The sequence below is a fragment of the Agrobacterium sp. DSM 25558 genome (assembly GCF_900100825.1).
Classification (GTDB): Bacteria; Pseudomonadota; Alphaproteobacteria; order Rhizobiales; family Rhizobiaceae; genus Agrobacterium.
Genome location: NZ_FMUD01000061.1, coordinates 1 through 14,912, shown reverse-complemented (window position 1 = coordinate 14,912; position 14,912 = coordinate 1). Strand labels below are relative to the sequence as shown.

General features: G+C 52.8%; 11 protein-coding genes and 1 pseudogene. 8 read left to right on the top strand and 4 right to left on the bottom strand.

The features are described from left to right. The 5 genes from DSM25558_RS28910 to DSM25558_RS26970 form a co-directional block, all read left to right on the top strand. A partial coding sequence (locus DSM25558_RS28910; protein ID WP_159442533.1) for a tetratricopeptide repeat protein occupies window positions 1–2,458 on the top strand: 2,458 nt, incomplete at its 5' end. 234 nt (window positions 2,459–2,692) lie between these two features. After that, the gene (locus DSM25558_RS26985; protein ID WP_077107704.1) at window positions 2,693–4,012 is read left to right on the top strand and encodes a hypothetical protein; all 1,320 of its coding nucleotides are present in this window, start codon (window positions 2,693–2,695) and stop codon (window positions 4,010–4,012) included. 619 nt (window positions 4,013–4,631) lie between these two features. Further along, window positions 4,632–6,323, top strand: coding sequence for a hypothetical protein (locus tag DSM25558_RS26980; RefSeq protein ID WP_077107703.1), 1,692 nt, complete (start codon window positions 4,632–4,634; stop codon window positions 6,321–6,323). Window positions 6,324–6,664: 341 nt separating this feature from the next. Then, window positions 6,665–7,498, top strand: coding sequence for a hypothetical protein (locus DSM25558_RS26975; RefSeq protein ID WP_143240266.1), 834 nt, complete (start codon window positions 6,665–6,667; stop codon window positions 7,496–7,498). Between the two features lie 413 nt (window positions 7,499–7,911). Next, on the top strand, window positions 7,912–8,418 hold the full coding sequence (locus tag DSM25558_RS26970; RefSeq protein WP_077107701.1) for a GNAT family N-acetyltransferase: 507 nt from the start codon (window positions 7,912–7,914) through the stop codon (window positions 8,416–8,418). A 12-nt stretch (window positions 8,419–8,430) separates the two neighbouring features. Here DSM25558_RS26970 and DSM25558_RS26965 read toward each other — a convergent pair. After that, a pseudogene (locus tag DSM25558_RS26965) lies at window positions 8,431–8,691 on the bottom strand (transposase domain-containing protein); the annotation flags it as partial. Between the two features lie 256 nt (window positions 8,692–8,947). On the opposite strand from DSM25558_RS26965, the gene DSM25558_RS26960 reads away from it, so the two are divergent. After that, a complete protein-coding gene (locus tag DSM25558_RS26960; RefSeq protein WP_083716681.1) occupies window positions 8,948–10,135 on the top strand; it encodes an IS110-like element ISAtu7 family transposase in 1,188 nt (395 codons plus the stop codon). Here DSM25558_RS26960 and DSM25558_RS26955 read toward each other — a convergent pair. The 3 genes from DSM25558_RS26955 to DSM25558_RS26945 form a co-directional block, all read right to left on the bottom strand. Continuing rightward, a complete protein-coding gene (locus tag DSM25558_RS26955) occupies window positions 10,078–11,514 on the bottom strand; it encodes an IS66 family transposase (RefSeq protein ID WP_077107699.1) in 1,437 nt (478 codons plus the stop codon). The two genes, DSM25558_RS26960 and DSM25558_RS26955, sit on opposite strands and share 58 nt — an antisense overlap. Window positions 11,515–11,583: 69 nt before the next feature. Then, window positions 11,584–11,937, bottom strand: a complete 354-nt coding sequence (gene tnpB, locus DSM25558_RS26950; protein WP_077107698.1) for an IS66 family insertion sequence element accessory protein TnpB — start codon at window positions 11,935–11,937, stop codon at window positions 11,584–11,586. After that, window positions 11,934–12,320: an IS66-like element accessory protein TnpA gene (locus DSM25558_RS26945; protein WP_077107697.1), complete on the bottom strand. Its 387-nt coding sequence runs from the start codon at window positions 12,318–12,320 to the stop codon at window positions 11,934–11,936. The genes tnpB and DSM25558_RS26945 overlap by 4 nt, the downstream gene beginning before the upstream one ends. Window positions 12,321–12,651: 331 nt before the next feature. Here DSM25558_RS26945 and repA point away from each other — a divergent pair, with 331 nt between their 5' ends. Both repA and repB read left to right on the top strand, forming a co-directional pair. Further along, window positions 12,652–13,866: a plasmid partitioning protein RepA gene (gene repA, locus DSM25558_RS26940; protein ID WP_077107696.1), complete on the top strand. Its 1,215-nt coding sequence runs from the start codon at window positions 12,652–12,654 to the stop codon at window positions 13,864–13,866. Between the two features lie 45 nt (window positions 13,867–13,911). Beyond that, window positions 13,912–14,912, top strand: a 1,001-nt coding sequence (repB, locus tag DSM25558_RS26935; protein ID WP_077107695.1) for a plasmid partitioning protein RepB, incomplete at its 3' end; no start/stop codon positions are given.

Genomic DNA, 14,912 nt, shown 5'->3' with positions numbered 1-14,912 from the left:
GAGCAAAGCTGATGGTTGTCAGATCATACATATTCACGGCTACTGGCATGGCACCGATACGCTCCACACCTCGACTCAGCTATCACAGAAACGAACTACTCTTCGAAACTCTCTTCTGAGTGCTTTAGATGGTAAGACTGTAGTGGTCATGGCTTATGGCGGGTGGGACGACATCTTCACCTCTTCACTGGAAAGCCTAGTCGGCAATGCCAACGATTTCCCTGAAATTATTTGGACATTTTACAACGCCCTGCCGTCGATAGATGAGAGGCTAAAACGAATACTCTCACCGGGTATCGATAGGGGAAGAGTCAATCTTTACAGCAGTATAGACTGCCATCGTCTCCTTCCGAAAATCGCTGCATTTTGGCAATCTGATTTAGAATTACATTCAGAATCAACTATTGAGACAACAAAAATAAACGCACCAAAATCGCCCTTAAGATTTGATACGCGAAGTCTGGAGTGCGATCGCCCTCCGAGCGTTGACATTTGGGTTGGCCGCGAGCCTGAGCTTCGCGCTCTCGAAACAACAGACGCTAAAATTGCGATAATTTGTGGCTTTGGTGGTCAAGGCAAATCTCACCTCGCGGCGAAGTACCTGGAAGCAGTAACCAAGGGTGAAACGCCTTATTCAGATTGGGACTGGCGCGACTGTAAGGAAGAAGGTGATAGAATACGGACGCAAATCGTAGCGGCGATTGAGCGAGTTGCAGACGAGTTAACAGTAGATCTCGAGATGGATTCTATGACTGATAGAGACCTAGTTAATTCCTTTATCAGTGTCCTACATAAAACCTCACGCGTCTTTGTGTTTGACAATGTAGACCATTACGTTGATCTCGAGAAAGAAGAATTTTTTGGAATACTTGATGTTTTAGTTAGACAGTTTTCTAAATCTAATAGCCCAAGCAAAATTATTTTTACATGCAGACCTCAGGTAAATTATGATATAAGTGAAGTATCTAGCTTCACTTTGCTTGGCATATCGCTAGCAGAAACTGTTGAATTATTTACAGCAAGGTGCGAGAAAAATAAAGTCGTTGCGCACGATATCCAAATTGCACACGAGGTGACCGCAGGTCATCCAATTTGGCTTGATATGATGGCAGTCAGGGTCGCTCGTGTCCCTGGGATGACTTTATCCAAAATCAATGACGACATCCGCCGAGATCGCTCTAAAAACCCCGACATCTTGTCTTCCCTTTGGAAGACTCTTGCTGACAGAGAGCAAACTGTTCTCAGGGTAATGTCCGAAGCAAAGCGTGCAGAGACAATGGAGATGATAGAGAAGTTTACAGGCTCGCAACTCAATTATAATAAGTTTTCGAAAGCTATGCGCTCCCTAATCGCTCTCAACTTGGTTATAGTTAAAGCGCAAAAAAACGCGCCAGATCTTTACGATTTGCATCCGCTAGTAAGGGCATTTGTACGTAAAAGTTTCAATCGACCAGAGAGGAAAACCTTTATTCAAATCGTAATTAATGAATACAATGTTTTAATTAGGGGCATCGAATCCATGCTCGGCGTCCACCTGCCATTTCCTCTCCTAGAAAGGTGGTCACAAAAAGCAGAACTCGAAATCGAAGCTGGGCTTTTTGAAGATGCATTTGCAACGCTAAATAAGGCAGATGATGCTTTGATTGGGGGAGGACACTCGGAAGAATTTATTCGGGTAGCGGGTAAATTGTTTGAGGCGGTTGATTGGTTGCATGCCTCCGCCGAATTCAAAAACTTCGATGATGTGATTGCTTCGACACTCTTTTGCTTAGAACAACTTCAGCGTCGCGACGATGCGGACAGTATGCTGGAGCGTTACAAGTTAACTATGGCGACAAAGTCGGCACGATATATCAAGTATCTTGACATTTTAGCACACAAATATTGGACCCGCGGAGAATACCAAAACGCGATAGATACCGCGCAAGAAGGAGTAAATCTAAAAGATCAGACCGGTGTTGACACCACTCATGATTGCTCACAGGCATTAGCTCTTGCGCAGAGAGACGGCGGAGCACCTGAGGAGGCTCTCCCTTTTTTCCTAAAGACCCACGAGTTGGACCACCTCTTAACCAAGGAGGGCATACTAACTGTTGATGAGCCAACGACCATTGGAAATATCGGCAGATGCTTACAGATGATGGGCCGTAACGACGACGCGATCATCTGTTTTCAAAGGTCCGCTCAACTCCTTCAAGATAACGTCAGCACTCACAGGCTGAGTAATCTGGCATATGCATATCATTGGCTAGCGCAGGCCTTGACCACTACAGGCGATGAACAATCGGGATATTGTTTCTTTGTCGAAGCCGAAGAACTTGCTGCGAAATTTTCCCCTGGACGACTACTTTCGATTTCGCAAGACAAAGACAAATTTTTTCCCGCAGATAAGATACCATCCATCTCCAACCGCGAGATTCGGAGGCAGGTAAAAACTTGGCTCGGAAAAGAACTTTGATAACCTGTGTTTGGTATTCTCATGTAGGTTTCGAAAACCGTTCAACGGGAATACGATGCTCAAGAACGAGTGTTACGACGCAAAAATCGGGACGAACTTCGTCGCAGTCTAGCGGGAATTCACAAATTCGTATGTCCACTTGGCTAGGTTTGAGTGTTTGACTTGCCGCTCGAGGTCAGATCACTCATAGGATGAGCCCTCAAGTGTAGTCAGTCGGCGACGAGGGACATCCGGATGTACAACTATCAAGAAACTCAAAAACGCTTGGGCAAGAGAGACTACTTTCCTAACTCTGGCACCGTTGCCTATTTTGATCCGCAGTCCCAAACGATCCATCTTAATGCTTTCAAAAAGGGCGACTTTATCGCCGCTTTACAGAAGAAGCAGCCAACGGCCGACCTTCGAAACATGTTCGCCACGATGATGCACGAGACAACCCACTGGGCTGATCTGATTGGGACGCTTTGGGGTAGAACTCATCTCCGTTGCCTCTACGACTGCTACAGACTTCTGCCCCATGTTAACTCGGCGGGGGTAGAGACCGATCTCCATCGGTTCATCGACCTACACGATCGCGAGCGGAGGATGATGCATTCCCGATACTTCCGGACAGTTCATCCAAACCCGACACCGCACGATCACAAGATGCCTTGGCGGCTTCAATTCACGGCCGGATGCGAGTTTGACCCGGCCGGGAAACTGGATGAGAGTCGACCAATCGTGTTTACGAGGTTTCTCGACAACAGAACGCCCGATCAAATTGCTCGGCAGCCGATCGTGGCGGGAGCACTGCTCGAAATCAACGCCGTTTGGTCCGAAATGAGGACTAATCTAGAGTTCATGGGAGCCTTGGCTAAGGACGAGTTTGCCGTTGAGCAGCGGCTGTACGGTCAGCAACTCCTCAAATTTTTGTACAATCCGGATCTCACGCTCTATACCGCGCCCGCCCACCTCATTGCGCATTATTGCAAGATCCCAGATGTCATGCTCGCTTACGAGCTGTCCTCCGAGCTCGCACATATTGTGCTTAACCTGACGTCCGAAAATTTTGAGGCTCTGTCTCCTCCTGAGGCGCTATCGGATTGGAGGGGATTGTTCGCCGGATTCAAGAACACCAGAGATTGTGGCTTCGCATTCAAGGTGATCGCGTCCGTCAGCGATCGCTGGGAAGAGGGCATGAACAAGCGAGAATGGCTTGATGCATCCCTCAAACGGGCGGGCCTGCCTGCATCCCAAGAAATCCTCAGACACGCCATCCTGACGATGGAGCAGTATTCGCCTGGCAATCTGAACGGTCCAGTAAACATTGCCGAAAACTACCTCCTTGAAATTGGGAAGAAGATTTTTGGAATGCGATCTCTTGGCGATACAGCAATGACTCATAGTAGGATCATTGCTGAAGACATGCCGATCGTCCCGATGTTCGATCCGGACGGCGACATGATCGCACTAGGCAAGACTTTCGATCTCGCGAAATTCTCGCCGGAAGATATGCACGCCCTTTCCGCAAAGCTTGTGACCCAGATGAAACTGTTTCGAGAAGCCTGCAGATAGCACGAGGCCATATATGCTCGGCACATTCAACGGGTAATATCGGGCACTCCCGTCCGTTACCAACTCACCTCAAAGGACGGCCAAAGCAGAGCTGTGGATGTCACCCCTATCGACAAATGACGAGGTATGTTGAGTTTCAGCGAGATTTAATCCGTTTTTCCATTTCGCGTTAACCAACCAGATCCGGTGTAGTGAATTGCCCAACAACAATTTTCTATGGCGTAAGTGGATGACAACGAAACGGAAAATTGTTCAAACTCATATGAAAACCAACAACCAAATGCATTGACGGGCTACCAGGCTTCTCTAAAGGACGGCGCATCATCGATCAATGGCGACCTTTATGGATTTAAGAAAGGGGGTAGCCACGACTTAGCAGTTACTACCAGAATCTTGAAGTGGGCACCTGACTACTTCTTTCCCGTCACGGCAACTTGCGCGTACTATTCACCAGACAAAATACGGTCGCAGAAATCAGCGACGGGGGTATAGCCCATTATAAAGATAGCAAGAGCTTGCGTTTAGTACTGAAGTTCCCCCGGCCCGCCGATTTCCGATAACCGATATTTTCGTCGTGAAAAAATTCGTCCCTCTCCCCCTATTTGCACGAGCAATTCTGATGCCCAATCTTCCAAACCACAAAACATCCGTCGAGTTAACAGAAAATGTGACGTCTCTCATCGCGCAATACGTGGAAAACCTTCGAGACCTGCTCCGGGTCGCCGCACTGGCCGAGCAAATCCCTCCTGTGGAACTTCTCTCCCCTAGACAAATGCAAGAGGCACAGGTTGCAGATCTCGAACGGCGACTACAGAGTATTCAAGCCGCTCGTCAGGGAAAGATGGCAGATGGCTTTAAGGAGTATATGGCCGGTTCCAGCGAGAGTACGATAAATTCAATAAAGGGCCACGTGCAGCGATACGACAGAATGTTGCATGACATAGAGACAAGACTCCAGAACGCGCGCGGGCCCACCAATATCGAGCGGCTCCAACACGACAACCAATCAAGACTAAACTTGGTGGAATGGCAGGAAAGAGAGCATACACGCGCGAGGGCGGCGGCATTGCGCAAGTCAACAGAAACTCAGCTTTTGGCGGCTGAAAATGTGACGCTACGGCTCACTGAAATCCGCGCATCGCTGAGCGGAAAGGCTGCATTCAACTCGGCTAATTCCGAATTCCTTAGGCAAGTCGTCGGCGCGCTTTCGATGAGGGACCTCACTTCGATCAATGGGGCTGTTAAAGACCGTGTGTTTTTGTCGAGCATAGATGAGGAAGATATCCTTTATTTGAAGGAAAGAGCACGAGATCAACTCTCGCAGGCCAAAGAAAATGGTCGCGGCCACTTTGCAACGGCGAGCCGCAAATCGATGTATAATGCATGCATAGCGGCCTCTCATTTGAGACCCTTCAACTCGGACACGGAAACGAGATGGACGACTTACAGTTCGACGTTAACGGATCCAACCTCCTTCAATAAGCTTGGCTTGTTCGCTCCCTTCTGGTCGGCATTTGCGGCCGCTCAGGATCTAGTCCAGACTGATCTCCAACGACAACTCTCAGAAAACGCACATTCCACGGCACTCCTTCAAGCGTTGGAGCGGGAGCTGAATGGTCGCGGAAAGGACTACCTCAAACGCTCAGGATTCCTAGAGCCAGTCCTAGATTTTCATATTTTCAACGCAGCTAGCAGGGGCGTCGAGACGGCAATGGGCGGGGACTTTGCACTCATCTCAGTGAGTGATTTCGGGGCCGGATTGTCATGCCGATACGCCGTTGTTCAGATGAAAAATGCAGATTCGGACCACGCTAACGTTTTCCGGTCGGGTCATCGCCAATTTCAGAATCTGGGGCTACACAACCTTTCTGCATTCTACGGTTTTGTACAACATCAGGGAGATGCTGCGCCGAAAAGATCAAAGCAGCCGGCATTTACATTTAGACCGTACGGATCAGTTGCAGATGAGATTAACGCCACTGCGAAACAGTTCGGCACAACCTTTGATAAACTTCCTAGGGCTCAGTGGTCCGTCGACACATTCACCGATGCAATTGACCTCCCAACGTTAATCGGCTTCGTGCTAACGAATAGCGAATCTAAGCTGGGAGGCGCCACCAGCGACCCACTGGAAGCCATAGGAAAGATAGCAGGTGGCGCGCACGGCGCATCAAGTCTCGTTGACATCGTTGCAGTGTGTGCGATCGGAAAACCACTTTCTGAAACATTATTTAGGGACCTCGCAGATTATGGCTTTGCGATCGCACCCCCGCATGAGAACCCAGCTGTCATCCCCCGCAAGGGCAGGTAGTCATAATATTACACAAGCGCGTGCCGTGCCGAGCCTAGTCGGCCCCTGGGCATCTGTGGACAGCCCCGTAAGTGCAAGAGCATTTTTCGAGAAAATTTGCGCGTAGTCGGGTGCTGAGCTGAAGTGGCGTGAACCCGAGCCAGGCCGTAGAGTCCCGACCTTTTTGAAGGTCGACGCTGGGGATGCCAAGGCTATCAATGCTGTCGCGGTTAAAGGCAGGTAAAGAGGATGAGATACAGCGAGGAAAACGTGCACTGCGTGAAGCAGGCGCATTCTTGTTGAATTGTCGTCATGATCGGCTAAATGTGATTGCAGCATGACCCCAGAGCTATTGTCGTAAAATGAAGAATAGAAAAGCTAAAGTTCCAGTTGCGAAATGCAGGATCTGTGGCGATATTCCGGCAATTAAAGCCCATCTAATCCCTGAATCTTTCGTAAGAGAAATCTTCTTCCATCCAAAGGCGGATGAGAGGCACATGCTCGTTTTCAATGAAAAGGGTTTCAAGGCACCGTCCACTACTGGTCGGTACGAACCCGACCTGCTGTGTGGTCGCTGTGATGGGACACTCGGTGCTTACGAAGAAAGGGCGCTGATCCTTTTAAGAGACCTCCGCCAAATGGAGATTGGTACCAAGAGTGAAACGGACTTCGTTATCAATTGCGGAGTTCACCCCTTCCGTGTGGATAAGGTGGACGATTTCATTAGATTTGCGTGCGGCATACTTTGGAAATACATGTCGGTACCAGAAGATAACCCATCAAAAATTCATATTGACGAATACCGCGAGACCTTCGAGAACGTTTGCTTTCACGGCGCACCAATCCCACTGGATGTCGACGTTTTTCTCGAGCGCGATTTATTCTCCGCCACGCGATACGATGATCCCTGTGGGGTTTTCTATTACTCGACACCATCCGTCAGCGTTCTCAAAGGCCGACGGATGGCATGGTTTAGTGTTGGTGGTTTTATTGTTTACGTCAAAGTAGATCCATACGGCCCATCGGATTTCGCCCCGCCAAAATGTTGGATGAGAGGGCGAAAGAAATGCCATTTCAATGTGGATATTCGCGCCCTTGAAACGAACATCGGCATTATTGAGTCGATGGATGCAACAAGAGAAGACCTTGCGCGACTTAATCGGAAAATTAAATTTCCAGAGCGTCCCAGTCGATAGGAAGAGAAATCGAAATCAGCCACGTAGAAATAATACGTTTTCGTTGAGGACATAAAACACGCTTGCAATTGATCATTTTTCACGGGCTCCCCAACTGTACCAAGCAGCCGAAAGCGCGAGAGAAAACCAAGGCAAAAGGGCAAGTGGCAAATCGAACGCCTGCCCCGAAACGTCTTATACGCAGCCTCTCTGAGTTCGACTTTTTGGCCTGCTCAAAGAGCGGTGAACCTGAATTTCTTTCGCAAACGGCAGTTTCATGAGGAGATGAGGGATTTCGTTACCTAAAGATTTTGATGGTGAACGTCTTCGGTAAGCGCTGTTTCTGGGCCACGCTCTGATGTTATCGGCCTACTTTGTTGCATTGAATTGAAACGCGCGTATAGGCTTTGCCTTTATATCGCAGGAGGCCATTGATGGACGGAAGCTCGCTAGCGATCAGGCGTATTCAGGCAGACCAAGTGGACGCATTTCGACGCATTCGCCTGGAAGCGCTTCGCTCTGAACCGACCTTTTATGCAAGCAGCTATGAGGACTGGGTTTCACTGTCTGTCGATGAATGGCAGAAGCGTCTGCATGATCCGGTTTTTGTCGCGTTTCGGGATGACGAACCTGTGGGCATCACCGGTTTGCTCCGCCAACGTGCGAGCAAGATGGCTCATCGTGCCACGATTATCATGGTTTATGTGCGCAAGAACCTACGTGGAACGGGCCTTGCCCGTAATCTCCTGGGGACAGTTGCAGACTATGCCCGTGACATCGGGATTCTGCAGTTGGAACTGGCTGTGAGTGCGGAGAACCCGGCTGCAATACGTTTCTACCTGCGGGAAGGCTTCTCTGAGGTCGGTCGGATTCCTGCTGGCTTTCTACATGACGGCAGGGAGATCGATGACGTCATGATGGTGCGTCGCCTGCTCGATTAGCGTTTTCGGATATCAAGCAGCAGCTTCGCTATTGCGATTGGGGACAAAGCTCCAAGGCAGCAGTTCATCAATCCGGCTCTGCTTGTGACCGTTGACGATGGCGGTGAGCGTGGCAGTCAGGTAGGCGAAAGGATCGATGGCATTCAGTTTGCAGGTCTCAACGAGCGAGGCGATGGTCGCCCAATTCTCGGCTCCCGCGTCATGTCCAGCAAAAAGTGCATTCTTGCGATTGAGAGCAATCGGCCGGATGGTCCGCTCTACGGTATTGTTATCGGGCATGTTGCCATCGGCGCCCCACGAACGCTAGGCAGATTCTATCCTGTCATGTTAGAATTGTCGTGTCGGGACAGGGGCGTCGGAGTGCGAAGAAGCGGGCAGGCCGAATTGACTTTGAGCTGCGAGCTCGCGTTGTTATCTGGCCGCCCCTGCGACTATCCCGTCTGCGCTGCGAGCGCGTATCCGTAGATGTCGCACAGCCCGCGCACTCCCCCATTAACAACATGGAGGATTGTGAATGCGGTCGATCGGAATGGATGTACATCGAAGTTTTGCGCAGGTCGCGGTTCTTGACCGGGGCAAGGTCACAGAAGAATTCCGGGTGGAACTGGATTACGACGCTGTGGTGGCCTTTGGACAGAAGCTTCGAAAAGATGACGAAGTTATACTGGAAGCGACCGGGAACACCTCGGCCATCGTAAGGTTGCTGACGCCTTTCGTGGCCAAGGTCGTTATCGCGAACCCGCTTCAGGTAATGGCCATCGCCCACGCGCGCGTGAAGACCGACAAAGTCGACGCGAGGATTCTAGCGCAACTTCATGCCGCCGGCTTTTTGCCAGAGGTCTGGGCCGCGGATGACGATACCCTGAACCTGCGTCGTCTCGTCTCGGAGCGCGCGGCGCTCGTGCGATCAGTGCGACGGGTGAAGAGCCGGGTCCAAGCCGTTCTCCACGCCAATCTCGTGCCGAAATACTCGGGACATCTGTTCGGAAAAGGCGGCAGGGACTGGCTCTCGACGGCCCCGTTGCCCAGGGCAGAGCGCGACCTCCTCGCCCGCCATCTCGATGAACTGGACTGGCTGAAGGGCAAGCTTGAAAAGCTGGATGGCGCCATGGCGCGAATTGCGCTCGACGACACTCGCACGCGCAAGCTGATGACGATCGCCGGAATAAATTCTGTGGTTGCCACAGCGGTGATAGCCGCCATTGGCGACATCTCCCGGTTCCCGACGCCCGACCGGCTTGCGAGCTACTTCGGCTTGACCCCGCGGGTGCGCCAGTCCGGCGATCGCGGGGCAATCCATGGCCGCATCTCGAAACAGGGAAATGCGATTGCCAAAACGATGCTGATCGAAGCTGCCTGGTCGGCCGCGTCGGTTCCGGGGCCGCTGCGTGCCTTCTTTCTCCGGATTAAGGACCGCAAAGGCCTCAACGTCGCGGCGGTCGCAACGGCGCGCAAGATCGCAAATCTGATCTGGGAGTTGCTGACCAAGGAAGCTCCCTACAGATGGGCTCGGCCCGCCTTTGTTGCCATGAAGATGCGCAAGCTTGAACTGCGTGCCGGCGCAGCCAAAGCACATGGGCCAGCTGGTCCCGCCCGCGATTACTGGATCAAGGAAATCCGCCATCGAGAGATGGAGCTCGTTGCACAGGCGGAGGCAGCCTACGCAGCCATGGTCGAAGCCTGGAGAGATAGGCCACCTAAACCACAAAAAGGCTGAGAAAGGGGCTGTTCAACAACATCCGTGTCGATTTCGACCCGGCCATCGGTCAGGAATAGTTGGAGACCATCCCAGTATTTGGCGATGTAGGCCAAGGCTTCGCCGAGCGGGGATTTTGCAGCGACACGGGCTCTGTTATGCGTGAGCCAAACCTGCATGTCGGCGACGAGCGGTGCAGACCGTTCCCTCCGCCCAGCAAGACGAGCCTCCGGATCAAGGCCGCGCAGCTCGGCTTCGATGCGATACAGCGCTCCGATCCGCTTGACTCCTTCCTCGGCAATCGGTGCTGAGCCATTGCGAGTGATCTCCATCAGCTTGCGCCGTGCGTGAGCCCAGCAATAGGCGAGCTGAATGTCTGGCCAAATGCCTGATCTGGCGCACTCTGGCACGATCAGCCTGTTGTATCCGGCATAGCCGTCGACCTGCAGGATGCCTCCGAACCCCTGCAATATCCGTTCCGCATGAATGCCTCCGCGACCGGGCGCGTAGGTGAAAGCGACACCTGGCGGAGCACTGCCGCTCCAAGGGCGATCATCCCGCGCCAGTGCCCAGAAGTACCCGGTCTTGGTTTTGCGCGATCCGGGATCGAGAACCGGAGCACGGGTCTCGTCCATGAACAACTTGGTCGAGCGCTTGAGGTTGGCAATCAGTGCATCGAAGACGGGCCGCAGTTCAAAGGCTGCCCGACCGACCCAGTCGGCGAGCGTGGACCGGTCGAGATCGACGCCCTGGCGGCTCATGATCTGGGCCTGCCGATACAGCGGAAGGTGGTCGGCATATTTAGAGACCAGAACATGGGCGACGGTCGCTTCCGTCGGCAACCCTGCCTGGATTAATCGCGCTGGAGCAGGAGCCTGAACGACGCCGTCGGTGCACGCACGGCAGGCATATTTGGGACGGCGGGTGACCAAGACTCGGAATTGCGCCGGTACGACATCGAGACGTTCGGAGACATCCTCCCCGATGCAATGCAGGCAACCGCCGCAGGCGCAGATCATGCTTGCTGGCTCGATCACCTCTTCCACTCGGGGAAGATGTTTTGGAAGAGAGCCACGATTGGTCGTGCGTGGCTTGGTCGTCCTAGTTCCAGCAGGAGTGTCCGCCTCGTCCTCGGCATGGATCGCGGCCATCGCCGTTTCCAGGTCCTCCAATGCCAGATCGAACTGGTCAGGATCGGTCTTCTCGGATTTGCGCCCAAATGCTGCCTGCTTGAAGGCTGCGACCAGCTTCTCAAGCCGTTCGATCCGCTCGTCCTTGCGAGCGATATGCTCGTCCTTACTTGCTATCGCGACGTCCTTGGCCGTCTCGCGTGCCTGGGCTGCGATCAGCATCGCCTTCAGGGCAGCAACATCATCGGGAAGATCGGCGGCGTTCAGCATGGCTGGAACCTACCAAATTCTGTGCCGATTTGCCTTCGGAATCTGTTGTCCTGAGTCATCTTGCCGCAGCTATTCGATGGTCTCCGGCGTTCTCGTCCTGACGGCATGAACCCGCCGCCAATCCAGGCCCGCAAACAGGGCCTCAAACTGGGCATGGGTCAACGTCATCAGGCCGTCCTTGATGCCAGGCCAGGTGAAGCTATGCTCTTCCAGCCTCTTGTACGCCAGCACGATGCCGGAACCATCCCAGTAGATCAGCTTCAGCCGATCTGCCCTGCGAGATCGAAACACGAAGACCGTTCCCGTAAACGGGTCCTTGTGCAGCTCGTTCTTCACCAGCGCCGCCAATCCATCATGCCCCTTACGGAAGTCTACGGGTTTGGTCGCCACCATGATCCGGACGCGGTTCGAGGGGAAGATCATATCGCCGCCGCCAGTGCACGCGCGATGGCAGCAATCCGGGCAACAGACGCACCTTCCTCAAGACGGATCGTGACCGGGCCGACAACAATCTCGGTGCGACCAACCGCTTTAGGCGGAGGTTCCGAAACAGGTGGATCGACGATCACCGCCGCAAACTCTACCGCATCCTCCGGTGCGGGCAGGATCAACTTGCCCTGCCGCGCCATCGTCCGCCAGGTGGAAAGACTGTTCGCCCGCAATCCATAGCGCTGCGCAACTTCATTGACCGTCGTGCCAGGCCTCAGGCTTTCCGAAACGATCTTCGCTTTGACCTCGTCCGGCCATTGACGATGAACCTCACGCACAGGCTTCCTGGCTGTGAGAAACTCAAATGAGGTCTCCATGGAGAAACTCCTGTTCTTCATCCATGGAAAGGCGATCACAGATCAGACGGCAGCGAGCAATGTGGGGGCAGAACACCGGTTACGGTCTTCGGCGGCTGGCACAGTAGTGGATGCAGCGCAGGAACGACGCTTATTGGGACTCGCCTCGCGTGATGCTTGCCAATACACTCTGTAAAAGGCGCCCAAAGTTTACTGCGGTAAACTCGCTTTACCCACAGTGTTCCTGTTAACTTCTTGTTAACTTTGTTTTCCTTGCCAGACTCGTAGAATCGGGTCTAAATGCGATTACATTGCTCGTGTGAGCTTGAAAACGCATTTAGGGTTTTTCGCGATGAATATCGCTCATATCGATAAAACGGCAATTTCTGACGTCGATCAACTTATCATTGGTCAGGCGCAAGAGCTGTCGGAAAAATTGAAGCAGCATCGCTTGGAGATGTATCCTCCACGGGCGATGAAGGACCTGCGCGAGTTTCAGCTCGCAGAGGCCGCACGTTTTGTCGGAGTAACGAGTGGCTACCTGAAGAACCTGTCCCTTGAAGGCAAAGGGCCGCAGCCCCAGGTTACCCCTTCCGGTCGCCGGTCTTACACCGCGACGCAGATGGAAGCGATGCGTCATTTCCTAGAGCACAGCGGCAGAGCCGGAACACATTATGTCCCTCACCGTCGTAACGGCGAGAAGCTACAGGTAATCGCGGTCGTAAACTTTAAGGGTGGTAGCGGCAAGACAACAAGTGCCGCACACTTGGCGCAGTATCTCGCGTTGTCCGGTCATCGTGTGCTCGCCGTCGATCTTGATCCGCAGGCCTCCCTCTCCGCAATCCATGGCTTGCAGCCTGAGTTCGATGTGCATGAGAACGAGACCCTTTATGGAGCGATCCGCTATGACGAACAGCAGCGCCCGCTAAGCGAGATCATTCGCAAGACCAATTTCCCCAACCTCGATCTTGTGCCTGGAAATCTTGAACTGATGGAGTTTGAGCACGATACCCCACGTATTCTAGCCCAAGGCAAAGGCAAGGACTACGGACGGATTTTCTTCGCTCGTCTCGATGAGGCTCTATCGTCCGTAGCAGACGATTACGACGTGGTGATTATCGACTGCCCTCCCCAGCTTGGCTTTCTGACGATGAGCGCGATCTGTGCAGCGACTGCGGTCCTGATTACAGTTCACCCGCAGATGCTGGACGTAATGTCTATGTGCCAGTTCCTGCAGATGCTGGGCGACATTCTGAGCACGCTTAAGAATGTGGGCGGTAACATGAATCTGGACTGGCTCCGGTATCTTGTCACCCGATACGATCCGCAAGATGGGCCACAGACGCAGATGGTGGCGTTCATGCGTTCCATGTTCAAAAACCATGTCCTATTGAACCCCATGTTGCGAAGTGTTGCGATCTCAGACGCCGCGATGACGAACCAAACACTTTACGAAGTTGAGCGTGCCGCATTCACCCGTTCAACATATGACCGGGCTATTGAAGCAATGGACGCTGTAAATGCCGAGGTGCTGGATTTGATATACAAAGCATGGGGCCGCAACTGATGTGCATTGAGTTTACCGCAGTGAACTTTCGGCAGGGAGCGCACTATGGCTCGTAAAAATATCTTGTCTGGAATTATGAACGAAGACAAGCCGACCAGCACTGGCGGTATCGTGCAAAAACCTCAAGAGAGCTTCCGCACGACCACGCGAGGGATCGGCGCCCTTGGTGCCGTAACCAGAAGCATTGACGAACTCGCAGTCCGTGCGGATGCCGCAAAGGAGATCGAGAGACGTCTGGCCGAGGGTGAGACTGTAATCAAGCTCGATACGGCGTTGATCGATAGCTCGTTCGTCACGGATCGCGTTGCGATGGACGAAGCGGACTTTCAGGAACTCGTTGAGGCTATACGCGCCCGAGGTCAGGACACCCCCATCTTGGTTCGTCCGCACCCCACAAGGAAAGGACACTATCAGACCGTATTTGGTCACCGCCGCGTTCGAGCTGCCCGCGAGATCGGAATTCCTGTTCGTGCCGTCGTCAAGGCGCTGGAAGACCGTGATCACGTCGTTGCCCAAGGACAAGAGAATTCGCAGCGATCCGACCTGTCTTTCATCGAGAAAGCGATGTTCGCACACAATTTGGAAACAGGCGGTTTCGGACGAGACACTGTCATGTTGGCGCTTGGAGCCGACAAGACAACGATCTCGAAGATGCTGTCCGCTGTCGAGCGATTTCCTGCCGATGTTCTCGATACGGTGAAGGCGGCGAGGGCACCAGGCCGCGATCGTTGGTATTCTCTTGGTGGGGCGGTGTCAGAAGACACTATGGCCGACAAGGTACGGTCTATTCTTCGCGAACCCGATTTTGTCACTTCTACGCCCGATGCTCGTTTCGAGATGTTGGAGCGTTTGGTCTCGAGAGAAAAGTTTACCGCAGTAAACTCAGCTGATAAATCGCCGGTCCAAACGTGGGAAAGCGAAAGAAGCTTGGTTCGAGCATCTATCAAAGGCGACAAGAATCGCGTGACTATCGCTCTTAAGTCTCCCAAAAATTCGGACCAAGCCGCGGCGTTTGGCGCCTATCTCGCGAATAATCTCGACAAGCT

What these genes read in the sequence shown, in the direction of transcription:
- DSM25558_RS26985 (WP_077107704.1), top strand. Translation starts at nt 2,693, where the DNA reads ATGTACAACTATCAAGAAACTCAAAAACGCTTGGGCAAGAGAGACTAC.
- DSM25558_RS26980 (WP_077107703.1), top strand. Translation starts at nt 4,632, where the DNA reads ATGCCCAATCTTCCAAACCACAAAACATCCGTCGAGTTAACAGAAAAT.
- DSM25558_RS26975 (WP_143240266.1), top strand. Translation starts at nt 6,665, where the DNA reads ATGAAGAATAGAAAAGCTAAAGTTCCAGTTGCGAAATGCAGGATCTGT.
- DSM25558_RS26970 (WP_077107701.1), top strand. Translation starts at nt 7,912, where the DNA reads ATGGACGGAAGCTCGCTAGCGATCAGGCGTATTCAGGCAGACCAAGTG.
- DSM25558_RS26960 (WP_083716681.1), top strand. Translation starts at nt 8,948, where the DNA reads ATGGATGTACATCGAAGTTTTGCGCAGGTCGCGGTTCTTGACCGGGGC.
- DSM25558_RS26955 (WP_077107699.1), bottom strand. Translation starts at nt 11,514, where the DNA reads ATGCTGAACGCCGCCGATCTTCCCGATGATGTTGCTGCCCTGAAGGCG.
- tnpB (WP_077107698.1), bottom strand. Translation starts at nt 11,937, where the DNA reads ATGATCTTCCCCTCGAACCGCGTCCGGATCATGGTGGCGACCAAACCC.
- DSM25558_RS26945 (WP_077107697.1), bottom strand. Translation starts at nt 12,320, where the DNA reads ATGGAGACCTCATTTGAGTTTCTCACAGCCAGGAAGCCTGTGCGTGAG.
- repA (WP_077107696.1), top strand. Translation starts at nt 12,652, where the DNA reads ATGAATATCGCTCATATCGATAAAACGGCAATTTCTGACGTCGATCAA.